The sequence below is a fragment of the Buchnera aphidicola (Cinara splendens) genome, from assembly GCF_900698975.1.
Classification (GTDB): domain Bacteria; phylum Pseudomonadota; class Gammaproteobacteria; order Enterobacterales; family Enterobacteriaceae; genus Buchnera_F; species Buchnera_F aphidicola_AI.
The window spans coordinates 139,659-160,251 of the sequence record NZ_LR217722.1 but is presented as its reverse complement, the minus strand read 5'-3'; the positions used below and the strand labels follow the sequence as shown (position 1 = coordinate 160,251).

The 20,593-nt window shown below is 23.0% G+C and carries 14 protein-coding genes and 1 other RNA gene; 9 read left to right on the top strand and 6 right to left on the bottom strand.

Annotated features, from left to right (window positions below):
* Positions 1-82: 82 nt before the first annotated feature.
* Complete coding sequence (gene secA, locus BUCISPPA3004_RS00685) at positions 83-2,674, bottom strand: preprotein translocase subunit SecA (protein ID WP_154048833.1); 2,592 nt, start codon at positions 2,672-2,674, stop codon at positions 83-85.
* 570 nt (positions 2,675-3,244) lie between these two features.
* A complete protein-coding gene (truA, locus tag BUCISPPA3004_RS00680) occupies positions 3,245-4,057 on the bottom strand; it encodes a tRNA pseudouridine(38-40) synthase TruA (RefSeq protein ID WP_154048832.1) in 813 nt (270 codons plus the stop codon).
* A 722-nt stretch (positions 4,058-4,779) separates the two neighbouring features.
* Between truA and pcnB the strand changes: the two genes are divergently transcribed.
* The 4 genes from pcnB to thrC all read left to right on the top strand — a co-directional run bounded on the left by pcnB (position 4,780) and on the right by thrC (position 11,190).
* Positions 4,780-6,006, top strand: coding sequence for a polynucleotide adenylyltransferase PcnB (gene pcnB, locus BUCISPPA3004_RS00675; RefSeq protein ID WP_154048831.1), 1,227 nt, complete (start codon positions 4,780-4,782; stop codon positions 6,004-6,006).
* Positions 6,007-6,490: 484 nt separating this feature from the next.
* Complete coding sequence (gene thrA, locus BUCISPPA3004_RS00670) at positions 6,491-8,944, top strand: bifunctional aspartate kinase/homoserine dehydrogenase I (protein WP_154048830.1); 2,454 nt, start codon at positions 6,491-6,493, stop codon at positions 8,942-8,944.
* Positions 8,945-8,962: 18 nt separating this feature from the next.
* Positions 8,963-9,898 carry a homoserine kinase gene (gene thrB, locus BUCISPPA3004_RS00665; RefSeq protein WP_154048829.1) on the top strand — a complete coding sequence of 312 codons (936 nt, stop codon included), beginning with the start codon at positions 8,963-8,965 and terminating at the stop codon, positions 9,896-9,898.
* The gene (thrC, locus tag BUCISPPA3004_RS00660) at positions 9,898-11,190 is read left to right on the top strand and encodes a threonine synthase (protein WP_154048828.1); all 1,293 of its coding nucleotides are present in this window, start codon (positions 9,898-9,900) and stop codon (positions 11,188-11,190) included. The genes thrB and thrC overlap by 1 nt, the downstream gene beginning before the upstream one ends.
* Before the next feature lie 92 nt (positions 11,191-11,282).
* Here thrC and ychF read toward each other — a convergent pair whose 3' ends face one another.
* Together ychF and pth are read right to left on the bottom strand one after the other, a co-directional pair.
* Positions 11,283-12,371, bottom strand: coding sequence for a redox-regulated ATPase YchF (gene ychF / locus BUCISPPA3004_RS00655; protein ID WP_154048827.1), 1,089 nt, complete (start codon positions 12,369-12,371; stop codon positions 11,283-11,285).
* Positions 12,372-12,439: 68 nt separating this feature from the next.
* A complete protein-coding gene (pth, locus tag BUCISPPA3004_RS00650; protein WP_154048826.1) occupies positions 12,440-13,021 on the bottom strand; it encodes an aminoacyl-tRNA hydrolase in 582 nt (193 codons plus the stop codon).
* Positions 13,022-13,652: 631 nt separating this feature from the next.
* Between pth and rnt the strand changes: the two genes are divergently transcribed.
* Positions 13,653-14,327, top strand: a complete 675-nt coding sequence (gene rnt, locus BUCISPPA3004_RS00645) for a ribonuclease T (protein WP_154048825.1) — start codon at positions 13,653-13,655, stop codon at positions 14,325-14,327.
* Positions 14,328-14,344: 17 nt separating this feature from the next.
* Here the strand turns inward: rnt and grxD are convergent, their stop codons facing one another.
* Positions 14,345-14,689 carry a Grx4 family monothiol glutaredoxin gene (gene grxD, locus BUCISPPA3004_RS00640; protein ID WP_154048824.1) on the bottom strand — a complete coding sequence of 115 codons (345 nt, stop codon included), beginning with the start codon at positions 14,687-14,689 and terminating at the stop codon, positions 14,345-14,347.
* A 230-nt stretch (positions 14,690-14,919) separates the two neighbouring features.
* On the opposite strand from grxD, the gene ssrA reads away from it, so the two are divergent.
* Positions 14,920-15,291: a transfer-messenger RNA gene (ssrA, locus tag BUCISPPA3004_RS00635) on the top strand.
* Positions 15,292-15,748: 457 nt separating this feature from the next.
* On the top strand, positions 15,749-16,273 hold the full coding sequence (gene grpE / locus BUCISPPA3004_RS00630; RefSeq protein WP_154048823.1) for a nucleotide exchange factor GrpE: 525 nt from the start codon (positions 15,749-15,751) through the stop codon (positions 16,271-16,273).
* Positions 16,274-16,328: 55 nt separating this feature from the next.
* Here the strand turns inward: grpE and ung are convergent, their stop codons facing one another.
* Positions 16,329-17,006, bottom strand: a complete 678-nt coding sequence (ung, locus tag BUCISPPA3004_RS00625; RefSeq protein WP_154048822.1) for a uracil-DNA glycosylase — start codon at positions 17,004-17,006, stop codon at positions 16,329-16,331.
* Positions 17,007-17,152: 146 nt separating this feature from the next.
* On the opposite strand from ung, the gene BUCISPPA3004_RS00620 reads away from it, so the two are divergent.
* Together BUCISPPA3004_RS00620 and gyrA are read left to right on the top strand one after the other, a co-directional pair.
* The gene (locus tag BUCISPPA3004_RS00620) at positions 17,153-17,755 is read left to right on the top strand and encodes a peroxiredoxin (RefSeq protein ID WP_154048821.1); all 603 of its coding nucleotides are present in this window, start codon (positions 17,153-17,155) and stop codon (positions 17,753-17,755) included.
* A 291-nt stretch (positions 17,756-18,046) separates the two neighbouring features.
* Entirely contained in the window at positions 18,047-20,545 is a 2,499-nt protein-coding gene (gene gyrA / locus BUCISPPA3004_RS00615; protein WP_154048820.1) for a DNA gyrase subunit A, read from the top strand.
* Positions 20,546-20,593 lie beyond the last annotated feature (48 nt).

The window sequence follows — 20,593 nt, the reverse complement described above, 5'->3', positions numbered from 1 at the left end:
CGAAACCAAAAATAATATAAAAAAAAAATGTACACATATACAGTATAAATAAAATCATTATAACGTATAAATTACCTTATAATCAGGTTATCTTTATAGATTTCATAATTAATAAATGAAATTCATTGTAATCTTTACAATCAATTACATGCATATATATATTTTTTTTTTGTTCAAAATCTACATAAAAAATATTCACTAAACTTTTTATTACATTATTTTTTATTGATTCTAACATTGACTGAAACATAAAAAATGATTCTCTTTTATATTCTTGTTGAGGATCTTGTTGTGCATACCCTCGTAAATGAATGCTTTGTCTTAAAAAATCTACTGAATTTAAATGTTCTACCCAAAAAATATCTAATATTTGTAGCATCACTGATTTTTCAATCATGTTAGAACATTTTTTAGATACTAAAGAAGTATTTTTACTATAACTAAACTGTATTGTGGTTACAATTAAATCAATTAATTTATCTACATTATCATATAATGTAGTATCATGTTCTAAAAATTTATTAATTGATTTAATAAAATAAAAATTATTTTTTAACTCCTTTTCTAAAGCTATGAAACTATCTTGATTAACCGTATTTCCAGAAATATATTGTTTAATACAAAATTTAATTCTATCTTTTAAGATATTCAAAATATGATCGTGAATATTAGATATATTAATTAATTTATTTCTTTCTTGATATATAACTTCACGTTGTTCATTAATAACGTTGTCATACTCTAATAATTGTTTTCTTGTATCAAAATTTTGATTTTCTACTTTTTTCTGAGCTCTTTCAATTGCAGAATTTAACCAAGGATGTTCAATAGATTGTCCTTTTTTCATACCAATAGTTTTAATAAAACTAATAATATTATCAGAAGCGAATAAACGAATCAAACTATCATCTAGTGATAAATAAAATCTTGATGAACCTGGATCTCCTTGTCTACCAGATCGTCCTCTTAATTGGTTATCTATCCTTCTCGAATCATGTCTTTCAGTACCAATAATATGTAAACCTCCAGATTTAAGAACTAGATTATTTTTTTTTTTCCAAGACTCCTTCAATACATTATTTTTATTTATAATAAAGTTTTTTTTTCTTATCTCAGATTGTATTCCTCCTAAAACAATATCAGTACCTCGACCAGCCATATTAGTTGCAATAGTAACAGCTTTTGGTTCTCCAGCGCGAGATATAATTATTGCTTCTTTAGAATGCATTTTAGCATTTAAAACATTATGTTGAATATTAATTTTTTTTAATATTTTAGAAATTTTTTCAGATTTTTCGATGGAGACAGTACCTACTAAAACAGGTTGTTTACGTTTTACACAGTCCTGTATATCAGATATAATTGCATTAATTTTATCAAATTCAGATAGGTATATTAAATCAGACATATCATTACGAATCATAGGTTTGTTAGTAGGAATAACGACAGTGTCTAAGCTATAAATTGAATTAAATTCACACGCTTCTGTTGCGGCAGTACCTGTCATACCTGATAACTTGGAATATAACCGAAAATAATTCTGTAATGTAATAGATGCTAGAGTTTGATTATCATGATGTATTGCTACTTTTTCTTTTGCTTCTACTGCCTGGTGTAGTCCATCAGACCATCTTCTTCCAGACATAATTCTTCCTGTATGTTCATCTACAATAATTATCTTATTATTTTGTACAAGATAATCTACATTTTTTAAAAAAATATAATGTGCTTTTAAAGCTAGAAGAATATGATGGATAAAAAAAATATTTTTAGATAAGTATAATGATTCCAATTCAGGTAAAAGATTATATTTTACTAATAACTTTTCAATTTTAATTAATCCTATTTCAGTTAAATGAATTTGACGTTGTTTATAATCTATATAAAAATCACCTACTTTGCAAATTTCATTGTAATTTTTTTTATTTTTAGGAATTAAAAAAGGAACTAAAGAATTTATTTTTTTATATAAAAAATCACTGTTCTCTATAGGACCAGAAATTACAAGAGGTGTGCGAGCTTCATCAATTAAAATAGAATCAACTTCATCAACTAAAGCAAAATACAATTTTCTTTGTACTTTTTGTTTATTGCAAAAAACCATATTATCTCGCAAATAATCAAAACCATATTCATGGTTAGTACCATATGTAATATCTGCTAAATACGCTATTTGTTTATCTTCTTGTGACATACCAGATACATTAATTCCAACACTTAACCCTAAAAACTCAAATAAAACACGATTTTTATTTGCATCTCTATTCGCAAGATAATCATTCATCGTGACAATATGAACACCGCGCCCTAATAAAGCATTTAAATATGCTGGTAAAGTAGCAGTTAATGTTTTTCCTTCACCCGTACGCATTTCAGCAATACTTTTTCTGTGTAAAATAATTCCTCCCAAAATCTGTACATCAAAATGACGCATTCCAAAAACTCGTTTACTAGCTTCACGAATCACAGAAAAAGCTTCTGGAAGTAAAGAATCAAGAGTATCACCATATTTTAATCGTAATTTAAATTCATCTGTTTTTTTTCTTAAATCATGATCTTTCAGTTGTAGTAAATCTTTTTCTAGCATATTAATTTTAACTACAAGTTCATTCAAATTTTTCAAAATACGTTCATTACGACTTAAAAAAAAATTATTAATTATTTTACCTAACATACATAAATCTCATTTTCTCTAAAACTACAAGTAAAAAAATCTTATATAGTTTAATAAATATGTAATAAAAATATTGTTCGTAATATATTATAAAACTAAAAAATATAGTATATAAATATTATTTATATAACATATTTTATTATATTAAATTTTGATAAACATAAATAAATATATTTAATTCACTATTTATATAAATAAAATTATTTGATTTATAATTAAACACAATGTACTATCAGTATTTTATAAATTCAAAAAATTAATTCAAATAACAAAAATTATGTATTAATACATATAAAAATAATATTTATAAATTTACATGTGTATTATTATTGATAAAATAAAAAATATTAATAAAAATTTTTATGAAAAATAAAAAATAAAATTTAATGTTTTTCATAATATCATATATATAAAATATATGGATATAAACAATAAAAAGTTTTTTACAAATATAAATTTTTTAATCAATTAACTTATTAAAATAGCATATACAATTTAAATACTATTAATAAAAATAAACTGTGATATTTAAGTATTAAAAATACTATGACTAATAAAAATATTATATTATTAATAACATTTATTTAACAGATGTTGAAATAAACCTTCATATTTACACATATAAAGATTATTGGATATTAAATAATGATCTGAATACGTAGCAGACAAAAAATATAGACCAGAAGAAGAAACAGTAGAATAAATTTTATTTATATTTTTATTAGTTAAAATCCTTTTTATCCAATGAATATTACGCTTTGATAAACCTACTTCAATTAAAGATCCAACAATATTTCTAACCATATGATATAAAAAAGAATTAGCAGTAATATCAATAATTACAAAATCATGTACCCTATATATTACTAAAGCAATTATATTTTTATATGGAGAAAAAGATTGACAACCGCTACTTTTAAAAGCCGTAAAATCATGTAAACCTAGCAAACACCTAGAACTAATCTGCATATTTTTAATATCTAAAAAATTTTTTACACAAAAATAATATTTAGTTAAAAAACTTGATCGCATATTACGATTTAAAATTATATAACGATATGATCTTGATAACGCCGAAAATCTAGAATGAAAATCAGACTGAATTTCTTGTAACCACAAAACAGTAATATCATGTGGTAATAATGCATTTACACCCTTCAACCAAACAGAAGCGCTACGAATAACAGGAGTACTAAAATGAACAATTTGCATCATAGCGTGTACTCCTTTATCTGTTCTACCAGCACAAACTACATCTATTTTATAATTAGCTATTTTAGATAAAGCTTGTTCTATACATCCTTGTATAGTCAATACTGATCTTTGTTTTTGCCAACCAAAATACATACTCCCGTCATATTCCACCCCCAATGCAAACTTCATTTATTTTTCCTAATCATATCATTTAGTTTTTATTGATAAGTAAAAAAAATTACATGCTAGATATATTTTGTATATGTCAATTTATAAGAATATTATTCATAAAATTATTATACTCTATATAAAACACTTTATTCTATTAAATTTTTATAGATAAAAATATATTCTATAAAATATATAAAAAATAATATTTATTATTGTATCAATAAAAATAAATATTAATAAAATATGTAATTTATAAAAATATTCTATATATAAAATTATTACTATTATTAATATAATATAATTACATTAAATATATATAAAATGTCAATATAGTTATATATAAAAAACTGATTATTTATACATTTGTGAATAAAATTCTAATATTTATACATAAAATATGACACAATTAAAAAAAATCTTGTTAATGATGAAATTTAAAATCTAAAAATTTTATAAATCATAAATTAAATATTATGTGTATAAATATACTCTATGTTAGTATATTATTAATATTAATTTTATAAAAATATTTTTGTTAAGTATATATTGAATAAGATTAACTATATAAAATTTTTATATATTAAATGATATTAAAAAATTTATATTTCACAAAAATATATTTTATATAAATCTTATTTAAGTATATAAAATATAAAAAAACAAAATTTTTTTAATGTATCATTAATACTATTAATTTTAAAAAACTATATATAAACGTAAAATAACGTCGATATTAAAATATGAAGCTAATTATAAAAAAGAATAATAATATATCTCAAAGAAAAATTAGTAAAAATTCTATAAAAGTATTGTATAGATTAAGTAAATCAGGATACGAAGCATATTTAGTAGGCGGTGGAGTCCGAGATTTATTATTAGGTAAAAAGCCTAAAGATTTTGATATTGCTACCAACGCAAAACCCAATGAAATTAGAAAACTATTTAAAAATTGTCGATTAATAGGACGTCGTTTTATTATTGCGCATTTAATATTTAAAAGTGAAATTATTGAAGTATCAACATTTAGAACAAAAAATAACCATACTGATAAAAAAAGTCCGTATCCTAACATGAAAAAATCTAATAATGGAATGTTATTAGTCGACAATACTTTTGGAAAAATTGAAGAAGATGTATATAGAAGAGATTTAACTATTAATGCATTGTATTATAACATTCAAGATTTTAGTATTCGAGATTATGTTGGTGGAATTAAAGATATAAAAATGAAAATAATCAGACTTATAGGTGATGCTGAAACTCGTTATAGAGAAGATCCGGTAAGAATGTTGAGAGTAATTCGTTTTTCTGTACAATTACACATGCATATAGATAAAAAAACTGAAGCACCTATTGTTAAATTATCAGCACTATTAAAAAACATTCCTCGAGCTCGTTTATTTAATGAATCTATCAAATTATTTTGTTTAGGTTATGGTTATTTAACCTACATGCGATTAAAAAAATATTCTTTAATTTATCCATTATTACCTTTTTTATTAAACAAATTTAGTAAAAAAAACACAAATTTTTTACAAAATATCATTATTGCATGTTTAAAAAAAGTAGATTCTTATTCTTCACATCATTCTATGCGCTGTCCTTCTTTTTTATTTGCATCACTACTATGGTATCCATTAAAAGAAAAAATACAAATACTATTAATTAAAAAAAAAATAAAATATTTAAAAGCATATTCTATTTCTGTCCATTATATTTTAAAAAAATATTCATTGTTATTAGGAATTCCAAAAAACATTCTGATAAATATTGAAAAAATATGGAATTTGCAAACAGAAATAGAAAAAAAAAAAAACCATGAAACAAAAGAAACCAAAAAAAACAATATTTTTTTTCAAGCTCTAGAACTTATTTCACTCCGTTCCAGAATAGAAAACAAAATAGAATTAAAAAAAATTTTATTTCTATGGAATAAAAAAAACGTTTTTTTTAAAAAAAAATATTAATGTACATCACATATTATATAAAAAAAACTATTCAACACAATTAACAAAAATATAATATATATAAATGTTTATTAAAAAAAATTCTATTAAATTAATCGATTTAATTTTACATACTTTAATTTATAAATATAAAATTCTAAAATAGAAAAATTATCATATTTTTAACATAATCAACAAAATATTTAATATAAAAATTATTTCGTTTGCAATATTTTTAATAAATTAATTTTTAAAAAGAAAAAAAACAAAAAATATGATACAATTTATTAATTACCTCATAATAAATTTTATTTGACTATTAACAGTATATATAAAAGTAATAAAAATATTTATATTCTAAATTGTTCATATCATTCATAATAATACAATCAAAATACTACTATTAATACAATAATATTTATTACAATTAAAATCTGTACATATAGTAAAACACTATTTTAAATAAATCAAACTTAAATAATGATTTTAACACGAGATTATATTTATGAAAACGTTAAAATTTGGGGGTACATCTCTTGCAAATGCAAAAAAATTCATACAAGTATCTTCAATTATTGTTAATCAAACAAAAAACAATCAAATATCAGTTGTATTATCCGCACCAGCTACTATAACTAATCATCTAGAAAAAATCATTCTACAATGTGTTCGCAACAATAATATTCCTATTAAAGAAATAGTTACTTTAAAAAAATTTTTTTTAAACTTAACAAAAAAAATATATATAATTAATAAAAAATATCCTAAAAGTCACATTCAAAAAAAAATAGAAATGCAATGCCAAAAACTACAAGCATTATTACACTCAATAAAACTACTTAAAAAATGTCCAGATAAAATTTATGCTCAAATAATAAGTATGGGCGAAATATTGTCCGTAAAAATAATGAAAGAATTACTAGTTTCATATGGATATGAAGTTTTAATAATTAATCCTATAAAACTAATATTAGCTACATCTAATTATCTTGGTGCTATTGTTAACATACATGAATCTAAAAAAAATTTCAAAAATTTAAATATAAATAAAAAAAAAATTATTCTTATGCCAGGTTTTATTGCTGGTAATAAATTCCAAGAATTAGTAATTCTAGGAAGAAACGGATCTGATTATTCCGCTACTATATTATCTATATGTACTAATTCTCATACTTGTGAAATTTGGACAGATGTAAACGGAATATATACGAGCGATCCTAATATTATATCTACAGCTAAATTGATATCAGAAATAACATATCAAGAAGCATTAGAATTATCTTATTTTGGCGCTAAAATTATTCATCCGGCTTCAGTAAAACCATTACAGACTTATAATATTCCATGCATTATTAAAAATACCAATAAACCTAATTATCCCGGTACTTTATTAACAACAAAAAATAATAAAACTATTGATATAATTAAAGGAATTACATATTTAAAAAAAATAGTTTTAATTAAAATAATAAACATAAAAACATTATATCAAGAAAAATTTTTAAAAAAAATACTCGAATATCTATCTAAGAAAAATATTGCTATATATTTATTAAACCAATCATTATCAAATAATACAGTTAGTTTTTATATACAAGATCATCCATTATTAAATATAAAGCTAAAGTTAAAAGAAATGCTTGATACAAAAATACAAAATAAATTGCTAAAAAAAATATTATACATCAAAAAACTTAGTATCATTTCTATTATTGGCTATAATGTAAAAAAATATAATATTGATATTTTAAAAAAAATATGTTTAGTAGTTAATAGTTTTAAAAATAAAATACTAGAAATATCACATAATACTTCTAATATATCATTATCTATTGTTTTATATGACAAACATATCATTAATATCACAAAAAAAATTCATGATTTAATTCTTTATAAAACTATTCCTCTAAATATTTTTTTAATTGGTATAGGCGGAGTTGGACTAAAATTATTAGATATTATTTTAATGCAAGAAAAAAAATTAAAAAAAATTTTTATTCAATTAAATGTTAATGTAATTGCAAATTCTACTACCTATATAAAAAATAAAACAAAAATTAGTTTAAATAAATGGAAGAAAAAATTTAAAAAATCTAAAAAATTATTTTCCTTGGAAAAAATTTTAAATTTAGCAAAAAAAAATGGATATTTATATCCAATTTTAATAGATTGTACTGCTAGTCAAGATATTGCAGAAAAATATAATACAATCATGAAAAAAGGATTTCACATAATTACAGCTAATAAAAAATCTAATTCATCACTCTTTTCTGATTACAAATCAATTCGTAAAATAGCTCATACATATGACAAAAAATTTTTTTATGAAACACACGTAGGCGCTGGATTACCTATACTCAATAATTTAAAAAACTTAGTACAATCTGGAGATCAATTAATTAAATTTCAAGGTATTTTATCAGGTTCTATGTCATATATATTTGGAAAATTAGATGATAATAGCACCTTATCAGATGCTATTAAAAAAGCACAAAAATTAGGATTCACAGAACCAAATCCCCAAGACGATCTTTCCGGAATAGATGTAGCTAGAAAATTATTAATTATAGCAAGAGAATTTGGATATCAGTTAGAATTATCTGATATTACTATAGAAAAAATATTACCTGATTCTTTTAACAAAATAAAAAACAAAAAAGAATTTTTTTCAGAAATAAAAAAATTAAATAATATATTTATTCAAAAAGTTAATAAAGCAAAAAGCAAAAAAAAAGTATTACGTTTTATAGGTACAATAAAAAAAAACGGATCATGTAATATAAAAATTAAATCTGTAGATAATAAAAATCCATTGTATTATGTTAAAAATGGAGAAAATATATTTGTTTTTCATACAAAATATTATAAACCCATTCCTTTAATACTACGCGGTTACGGAGCTGGAAATAAAGTAACGGCATCAGGTATTTTTTCTGATTTATTACGTGTTATATTATAACATTACGAGTTTACGATAATGATAAAAATTTATGCTCCTGCTTCCATTGGTAATGTTGGTGTTGGTTTTGATATTTTAGGAGCAGCTATTACACCCATAGATGGAACTTTGTTAGGGGATTGTATATCAATACAATCATCAGATACATTTAAATTAAAATGTCACGGATCTTTTTCCGATAATTTACCTACGGATATAAAAAAAAATATTACTTGGAAAGCATGGCGTTGGTTTAATAAATATACCAATAAAAAAATACCAATATCAATTAAATTAGAAAAAAACATGCCTGTAGGATCTGGACTAGGTTCTAGCGCTTCGTCTATAGTGGCTAGTGTTCTTGCGTTTAACCAATTTTATAAAACACAACTCACAAAAATAGAACTAATAAAATTAATGGGTTCTTTAGAAGGAGATATTTCTGGAGGTGTTCACTATGACAACGTTGCTCCATGTTATTTAGGAGGATTACAATTAATTACAGACGATAAAAATTATATTACACAAAAACTTCCTATTTTTAAGAATTGGTTATGGATAATTGCATGGCCTGGTATAACATTATCTACTTCAGTCGCTAGAAATATTCTTCCGTTACATTATAAAAAAGATATATGTATACAAAATAGTCGAAATTTATCAACGTTTATACATGCATTACACACAAAACAATCTGAACTAGCTATTCGTTTTATGAAAGATACTTTAGCAGAACCCTATAGAATTCCATTAATACCAAAATTTTTACATATAAAAAGATCCATAATGAAATTAGGAGCATTAACTTGCAACATTTCAGGTTCTGGACCTACATTATTTTCAATATGTTTAAATATTTCTATTGCAACTAAAGTAAAAAAATGGTTAGAAAAAAACTTTATCACGAATAATAAAGGATTCGTTTATATTTGTAAAATTGATCAATTAGGTGCAAGAAAAATGAGATTGAAATAATGAAACTATATAATTTGAAAGATCATACAGAAGAGGTAAATTTTTTAAACGCTATTCAATCTGGTTTAGGAAAAAAACAAGGATTATTTTTTCCAAAATATTTACCAAAATTTAATTCTCACGATTTAAAGAAGTTAATAAAAATGGATTTTATTACGCGCAGTACGCATATACTATCTCACTTTATATCTGATGAAATATCATTGCCTGATTTAAAAAAACAAATTAAATATGCTTTTTCTTTCACTCCACCGATTATTGTACCAGTTACCAAAAATATCTCTTGTCTAGAATTGTTTCATGGACCAACTTTAGCGTTTAAAGATTTTGGGGCAAGGTTTATGGCAAATATGTTATCATATTGGAAAAATAAAAATTCTAGTATGACTATACTAACCGCAACCTCAGGTGATACAGGAGCTGCAGTTGCACATGCTTTTTACTGTATGAATAATATTCGTGTTGTAATATTATATCCTAAAGGAAGAATTAGTATACTACAAGAAAAACTATTTTGTACATTAGGAAAAAATATACACACTATTGCAATTGATGGAAGTTTTGATGATTGTCAATATTTAGTAAAACAATCATTTAACGATAAAAAATTGAAAGAAAAAATTGGTTTAAATTCCGCTAATTCTATTAATATTAGTAGATTACTGGCTCAAATTTGTTATTATTTTGAAGCTTTTGCATTAATACCATCCAAACATCATAATAATGTTGTAATATCTGTACCATGCGGTAATTTTGGTAATTTAACTGCTGGATTAATTGCAAAATCATTAGGATTACCTATAAAATCCTTTATTGCTGCTACTAATGCAAATGATACAGTGCCTCGTTTTTTAAATAATGGTGTATGGAAACCTAATAACACTATATCTACAATTTCTAATGCTATGGATATCAGCGAACCTAATAACTGGCCAAGAGTAGAAGAATTGTTTAGAAGAAAAAATTGGAATTTACATACTCTAAAATCTGAAAGTATATCTGATAAAAAAACTATAAAAACTCTTCAAGAACTATATAAAATAGGATATGTATCTGAACCTCATGCAGCTATAGCATACAAAGTACTAATCAAAAATATGAAAAAAACAGATTTTGGATTGTTTTTAGGAACTGCTCATCCATCTAAATTTCAAGATACAGTTGAATCCATATTAAATATTAAATTAAAACTACCCTATTCTTTACAATCTCGAGTAAATTTAAAAAATTTTTCACATCACATGAAACCGGATTTTTTGAAATTAAAGAATTTTTTACTAAAAAAAATTTAATAAATCTTATAATTTAGAGAGGAAAACTAGAATCCCTCTCTAAATTGTAATTTATTTAAAATTAATATTTATCACTGTCTACATCACATAATTTATATATTGAATAAAAAATTTATAATATCTCCATCTTGAACTATATATTGTTTTCCTTCACTACGCATTTTACCTAATTGCTTAATTTTAATTAAGTTACGATACTTAATAAAATCAACATATGAAATAACTTGAGCTCTAATAAAACCTTTAGAAAAATCAGTATGAATTAACTTAGCAGCTTGAACAGCTGTTTTTTCTGCTTTAAATATCCATGATTTCACTTCTTTTGGTCCAGCAGTAAAAAAAGTCTTTAAAAATAAAGAATTACATAAATGCCTAATAAACTTATTAAAATCTACATCAAAAAAAAATAAACAATTTTTTTGAGTAGATAAAACATTAACATAATTATTATTTATACTATATTTGTAATGTAGTACTACAGGAATAGAAGTAGATAAATTAACATTTTTATCTTTATTTAATTCATTGATATCAATGTTACAACACATATCTTTTGTCATGTTAAAAATGTAAATCATAGGTTTTAACGTTAAAAATTGATATTGCTGTAAGATTTTTAATTCTTCTTCTAAAAAATCTAAATCTTTTAAAAAAAGACCAGATTGTAATTGATGTATACATCGTTTCATTAAATTAAGAAAAATAGAATAATGTACATCACTCATATTTTTTTGAATAGATTTTTTTTTAAAAATTTTTTCACATAAATCAAGATCAGATAACAATAACTCCGTATTAATGATATCAATATCACGTAATGGATTTACGTTATTATATACATGAGTTATTTTATTGTTTATAAAACAACGAACAACGTGTAGGATGGCATTGCATTCTCTAATTTTTTTTAAAAATTTATTTCCTAAACCTTCTCCTTTAGAAGCACCTTTTACTAATCCAGCAATGTCAATTAAAGTAATGCAGCTATGTACAATATTTTTAGTTGATACACAAACAGCTATTTTTTTTAATCTATTATCGGGAACAGAAACTATCCCAATGTTAGGTTCAATAGTGCAAAAAGGGAAATTTTTTGATGGAATATTTAATCTTGTTATCGTATTAAATAAAGCAGATTTTCCTACATTAGGTAATCCTACAATACCACATTTATATACCACAATAATTTATACCTGTTCAGTTGAACATCGAATTTATAGACAAAATAATCAATAATCACGACAAAAAATTATTGATTAATGATAATTTTTTTATTTTTCAAAAAATTTTTTTTATGTATATTATCTTTAGTTAATAAAATAAATTCTAATATTGCTTTTTTAATTATATTACCTTCTAATTTTTCAGGCGCTTTTAATACAAATGTCGATACATTTTTTTTTTGTATCGGACGACCAATCCCAATACATAATTGTATAAAATCATTTTTAATGGAAAAATGATTGATAATACTTTTAACACCATTATGACCATTATGACCTTTTCCAAACTTTATTTTTACTGTTCCAGGAAATAAATCTAATTCATCTCGCACTATTAAAATATCAGATAAATCAATTTTATAAAAAGATGAAACAGAATAAACCGAAATACCTGAAACATTCATAAATACATGGGGTCGCAATAAATAAATTATATGATTATTTATTGTAACATTCGCAATATATCCTAAAAAACTTTTTTTAAATTTAAATAAAATTTTATGAAAATCAGACAACATATTAATAAACCAATAACCTACATTATGTCGTGTATTATAATATTGATTTAACGGATTTCCAAGACCAACAATCATTTTTATTGTTTTCAAAATACCTTCTTTTAAATTAAATATAATTAAATCATGATATATATTTTACAAAATTACTAATGAAACTATCTTATTCTTGTGTCTCATATACCTATATATTATATATATATTTTATACCTATATATTATAGAGGTATACTTTATATATTCGTATATTCTATATTAGATTTTTTATAAAAAAACTATACATAAATATTATTAAACGATTACACTACATATACATAATATTTTTTGTAAATTATAAAAAATATATATCTTTAAAAATATTTTTAAAAAAAAACATTCTCAAAAAAATAAATTTTTGTATATATTTAAAATAAAGATTTCTTTTTATTTTAAAAATCAATATATTTATTAAATACTCATTAATAATGAATTTAATAATATATCCTAATATAAAAATTTTTTTTAAACAATCGTATTATCATACGTACTAATAACTATTAATAACAACAATATTTTAAACAAATATGTTTATTAAAAATAATTTTTTAAAAATAGCACAATGAAAAAACAATCATTATTTTTATTTAAATATATTGAGTTATTTGAACAAGATGATTATAATTTTATATCATAAAATAAATATAAATAAATTTAAAATTATACTAAATAATGAAAATGAGATACATATGTCTATAAAACAAAATTTACGATTTATGATAAAAAATCGATTTAGAGGATTCTATCCCGTTGTTATAGATATAGAAAGTGCAGGATTTCATGCAAAAACAGATGCCTTGTTAGAAATTGCAATTGTAACTTTAAAAATGAATACACTGGGATGGCTACAAATAGATGATACTTTACATTTTCACATTAAACCCTTTAAAGGATCGATTATACAAGCAGAATCAGTCGCCTTTAATAAAATAGATCCTTTTAATCCTCTTAGAGGGGCTGTTAGTGAACAAAGCGCGTTAAAAAGTATTTTTAAACTAGTAAAAAAGAAAATAAATGTGAATCATTGTAAGAAAGGAATACTAGTTGCTCACAATGCCAATTTTGACCATAACTTTTTAATGGCGGCAGCAAAAAGAATAGGAGTTGTCAAAAATCCTTTTCATCCATTTACTACATTTGATACAGCAGCACTTAGTGGTTTAATTTTTGGACAAACAGTATTAGCAAAAGCTTGTCAAATGGCTGGTATTCCTTTTGATACAACTCAAGCACATTCTGCTTTATACGATACCGTACAAACAGCGCACTTATTTTGTGAATTAGTAAATCGATGGAAAAGACTTGGAGGTTGGCCTCCAAATACATCTCATCGAAAAAAACAAGATGAGATGTTCAATACATAATTTATATAATTCTAAATCTACGGTTGTGATTTATTCAATTTAGTATTATTTTGACAATTTTTAATTAAATTCAATAATTCTCCGTTATTTAATAATTCTAGGATAATATCACATCCACCTATCAAACATTCTTTAATCCATAATTGAGGAAAAGTTGGCCATTTTGAATATTTTGGCAAAGCTAAACGAATATCTGTATCTTTTAGAACATCAACATAAAAAAAATTTGAAGTACAAGAAGATAAAGCTTGAACAGCTCGAGCAGAAAAACCACAACTAGGATGTTTAGGAGAACCTTTCATATAAAGAACAATAATATTTTTTTTTAATTGCTTTTTTATTTTTCTAATAACATCTGTCATATTAATATCACTCATAAATTTAATAAAATAATATATAATTTATAAAATTTTTATTTAATAAATACAATAATAAAAAATTATTGTATTTTTAATAAAAACTAAACTCATGGTACTATAAAGATCAGTATAAAAGAATGCTTTTCGAACAATTTTAAAAAAATAAATAATAATATTTATATATATAAATATTGTCTAAATCCAATAGATCTATTATAATATAATTTGTGTATGGGGCTGTTATGGATTTGACAGAATATACAAAAATTGTTGCAGCATGTCGAGGATTGGTTTGCCTCGTTAAAAAACCAATTTTATTAAATGCAAAACAAAAAAACTACGCTTTAGCAGCTTAAAAAACTAGATAAAGCCCTTTCTCGCTGATCTATTTTTCTTCTCTTTACTAGATAAGTTATATATTAGAAAGGTTATATAAAAAGAGACATTCTTATATTGTTAATCTTAAAACAATAAGATTGTATTTTATTAAGATAAAAAATAACACTTTGTTTATTAAGTTTTATTTTAAAAGATCAAATAAACTAAACATGTAGAACAACAATATTAGTTATTTTGGACGCGGGTTCAAATCCCGCCAGCTCCAAAAATTTTTAAACATTTCAGATAAACATCTAATTAAATAATTTATAAAAAAAATTAATAAAATAATAATTTTTCATATAAAATGCAAATGTGTAACTATGATCAAAATAATAGTTATATTTTTTATTAAAAATAAAATATATAAATTTACACTAATATAAAAATATTTCGTTTATTTTAAATTTTAAAATGTTTTGCTATAAAAATAATTAGTATAAAATACTGATATATAAACTATAATAATAGATAAATATAATCTAAAAAGTACATCTTTACTATATTAAAATAATATACACGTTTTTATTGATAAAAAATTTAATATAAATTATATATATAAAAATATATTATAAAATCTCAAAAATGTGTTTCAATTATTTACACTGAAAATTATTTACATAACTTCATTTACTAAATAATTTCAATAAACATATTAATTACTATAGATATAGTCGAAAAATTATGAAAGAAGAAAAAAAAATTAAAAATAACATTTCTCCGCAAAAAAAAGAAAAAACAAATAAAATAGATGAGCTATATAAAATTGAACAAAAAATTTTTTGCATAAAACAAGAAAAAAAAAATGCAAAGTTAAGACACTTCGCCAACATAGATAATGCGACAAAAAAAACCATACAAGAAGTAAAATTAATTAAAAAAAATCAGTTTAAAGGTTTCGTAAAAAATATATCATCTATTATCAACCAAATTGATAACTTAGTAAAAATATCCAAAAAATCTATCTCTATACCAAAAACAGTAGTTGAAGGAATACAATTAACGCATAATATATTAGAAAAAAATTTAAAAATATGGCATATAAAAAAAATTAATCAAGTTAATGTACCATTCAATTCAAATATACATATTTTAGAAAACAACAAAAAAAAAGATACAAATACTGATAATATAAAAATTAAAAAAATAAAAAAAAATGGATATAAATTTAAAAATTATATAATCAAAAAAGCTACAGTTGTTATATAATTTAAAATATACAATTTAATGTATAAATATTAATTTATATTAATATAATTTAAAATTATGTATCTCTAAACCAATTAATTGGTGTTTTATTTTGTTGTATTAAAATTGTATTTATTTTTAAAAAGTGTTTGCATCCAAAAAAACCTCGATGACATGACAGAGGAGATGGATGCGACGATCGTAATATAAAATGTACATCTTTATTTATTAAATGATATTTTTGACTTGATAAAGAACCCCATAGTACAAATATTATACCTGTATGAATATCACTAATAAATTTAATAACATGATCAGTAAAAATTTCCCAACCTAATCCTTTATGAGATCCTGGAAATCTATCTGAAACAGTTAAAATTGAATTTAATAAAAACACACCTTGTCGTGACCAAGATTTTAAACATCCATTTGTACGCATTTTAAATTGTGGAAAATTATTCTGTAATTCTATAAATATATTTTTTAATGAAGAGGGAAGTGATGTATATTTAGAAACCGAAAAAGATAAGCCGTTTGCTTGTCCAAATCGACAGTATGGATCTTGACCTATAATTACGACTTTAACTTCCGATACTGGTGTTAATAAAAAAGCATTAAAAATATTTTTTTTAGGAGGATAAACTCTAATATTCTTTTGTATATTTTTTAAAGTATTCCACAGATGTACAAAATATTTTTTTTTTTTTTCTCTAAAAAAAAAATTTGACCATGAACAATTAGATGAAATCACCATGAAACATACCAATATTATAAATAATATCATTTATTAAAAATAATTTTTTAAAATAATATGAAAAAATAAAAATTATGATATAGTATATCATAATTTCATTGTATACACTGCATCATATACACATATTTATATCAGAGGGAATAAAAATGATTTTAGTATCTAAAAAAGCTCCTAATTTTATTGCATCAGCAGTATTACCTAACGGTAAAATCGTAAATGATTTCAATTTATATGAATATAGTTCTGGAAAAATAACAGTATTATTCTTTTGGCCTATGGATTTTACATTTGTTTGTCCTTCAGAGTTAATAGCATTTAATAATTTATATTCTGAGTTTAATAATAGAGATGTACATATTATAGGAGTGTCTATAGATTCAGTATATGTACATAATGCATGGAGAAACGTAAAACCTAAAAACGGAGGTATTGGAGCAGTACAATTTCCTATGATATCCGATATTACTAAAAATATACAAAAATCTTATGGAATTGAACATCCAGAATTAACAGTTGCTTTACGAGCTTCATTTATAATCGATCAAGATGGTATTATTCGTCATCAATCTATTAATGATTTACCAATAGGTAGAAATATACTAGAAATTATTAGAATAATTGATGCTTTCATATTTTATAAAAAATATGGAAAAGTATGTCCAGCTAATTGGAGCAAAGAAAAAGAAGCTATTCAAGCAACTCCAAAGGGAATAAAAAAATATCTATCAAAAAATTTTAAAAAAATATAATTAATTCCATAAAAATAATATATTTCTATCAATTTTTATAAAAATATTGATAGAATTAATATAAATTAATACACATCTACATTAAAATTATTGTTACATAAATAAATATTACTACATAATACCATTTTAAAATTACAGTATTTTTATACTAATAAAAATATTTTTAATAATATATTCAATTTATAAAATAATATTCTTATTCCATTTTTTGTATTCGTTTAATAAACCAAAAAAAAATAATAATTTTAGTTAAAATATATTAAAAATAAATTATATCATAGAGATGAGAACATGAATAATATTGCAAAAGAAATCAAAAAGGTCAATATTGAAGAAGAGTTACAAAAATCTTATCTTGATTATGCTATGTCTGTAATTATTGGGCGAGCTTTACCAGATGTACGAGATGGACTAAAACCCGTACATAGAAGAATATTATTTGCCATGAATATATTGCATAATAAATGGAATAAACCTTATAAAAAATCAGCAAGAATAGTAGGTGATGTGATAGGTAAATATCATCCACACGGAGATTCTGCAGTATACGATGCAATTGTACGTATGGCTCAACAATTTTCTTTAAGATATCCACTAATAGATGGACAAGGAAATTTTGGATCCATTGATGGTGATTCTGCAGCAGCCATGAGATATACAGAAATCCGCATGTCTAAAATTGCTCATGAGATGTTAAATGATTTAGAAAAAAATACAGTTAATTTCGTTTTAAATTACGACGGAACAGAAAAAATACCAGAAATTTTACCAACTAAAATTCCTAATTTATTAATTAATGGATCTTCAGGTATTGCTGTAGGTATGGCCACTAACATTCCTCCACATAACCTTCAAGAAATAATTAATGGTTGCATTGCATATCTCAAAAATCCATTAATTTCTTTAAAAAAATTAATGAAATACATTCCTGGTCCCGATTTTCCAACAGCTGGAATTATTTACGGAAAAAATGGTATTCAAGAAGCTTATCGTACAGGAAAAGGAAAAATATCTATTCGATCAAAATATTCTATAGAATATAGTGAAAAAAACAAAAAAGAGTCTTTAATAATTTACGAATTACCATATCAAGTTAATAAATCTAAATTAATTGAAAAAATTGCTTTATTAGTAAAAGAAAAAAAAATTCTTGGAATTTCTGCTATTCGGGATGAATCGGACAAAGATGGAATGAGAATTGTAATAGAAATTAAAAAAGATTTTATTACTAAAGTAGTTCTACATCAATTATATACATTGACATCATTACAAACATCTTTTGGAATAAATATGGTTGCTTTATCTTCTGGTCAACCTAAAACAATGGGACTAAAAAAAATACTGAAAGAGTTTATAAAACATAGAAAAAAAATTATTACTAGAAAATGCTTGTTTAAATTAAATAAATACACAAAAAAAATCCATGTATTAGAAGGATTTTACATTGCTTTGAATAATATCGATAAAATTATTGAAGTAATAAAACTAGCTAGTAATAGTAAAGCTGCTAGCAAAAATCTAGAAAAAATAAAATGGAAAAAAAATACTACTATACATATACATCGTAATATATGCAATAAAGCAATAACTTTTAATTTTAGCAAAAAACAAACACAAGCTATTTTAAATATTAAGTTAAACAAGCTTACTACATTGGAAATAAATAATATTTATCAAAAATATAAAAGTCTATTAAAAAAAAAATCAGTATTAAAAAAAATCCTATCTAGTTCTAATCAATTAAAAAAAATAATCACACAAGAACTGTTAGCAATAAAAAATCAGTTTTCTGATGTACGTAGAACAAAAATTATAAAAAAAACATCTGAAATAAACATGGAAGATATGATAATACAAGAAAGTGTTGTAGTGACATTATCACATTCTGGATATGTAAAATATCAACCAATTTCAGATTACAATGCCCAAAAAAGAGGAGGAAAAGGAAAATCTGCTGCAAAAACTACCGATGAAGACTATATAGAGAATTTATTAGTAGCTAATTCTCACGATACTATCTTGTGCTTTTCTAGTCGAGGACTACTATATTGGATGAAAGTATATCAATTACCTGAAACCAGTAGACATGCACGAGGAAGACCTATTATTAATTTACTACCATTAACACAAAAAGAAAGAATAACAACAATTTTACCTATTTCAGAATATAAATCATCAATAAATATTTTTATGGCTACTGCTCTAGGTTTTGTAAAAAAAACATCATTAGATCAATTTAAAAAACCCAGAAACTCTGGAATTATAGCAATTAATTTACGAAAAAATGATGAATTAATTGGTGTTTCTTTAACGAATGGTAAAAATAACATACTACTATTCACTTCTAAAGGAAAAGTCGTGCGTTTTTCTGAAACAAAAATTAGAAAAATGGGCCGTACTGCTGCAGGTATCAAAGGTATAAAAATTGTTAATAACGATCGAGTTGTATCGTTACTAGTTCCTAAAACAAAAGATGATATCCTAATTGTAACGGAAAATGGATATGGAAAAAGAACTAAAATTAATCACTTTCCTGTTAAATCAAGGGCTACTAAAGGTGTTATTTCTATTCGTGTAACCCCAAAAAACGGAGTTGTTATAGGAGCTATACAAGTTGATAATTACAATCAAATCATGATGATTACAAATGCTGGAACTCTTGTCAGAACTAGAGTATCTGAAATTGCAACTTTACAAAGAAACACCCAGGGAGTTATTTTGATCAGAACTACAAAAAAAGAAAAAGTAGTAGGATTACAAAAACTATCCTATACTCCTTTAATATCATAAAATTACTACTTAAAAGAAAAATAATTATAGTAATTTTACGAATTAAGT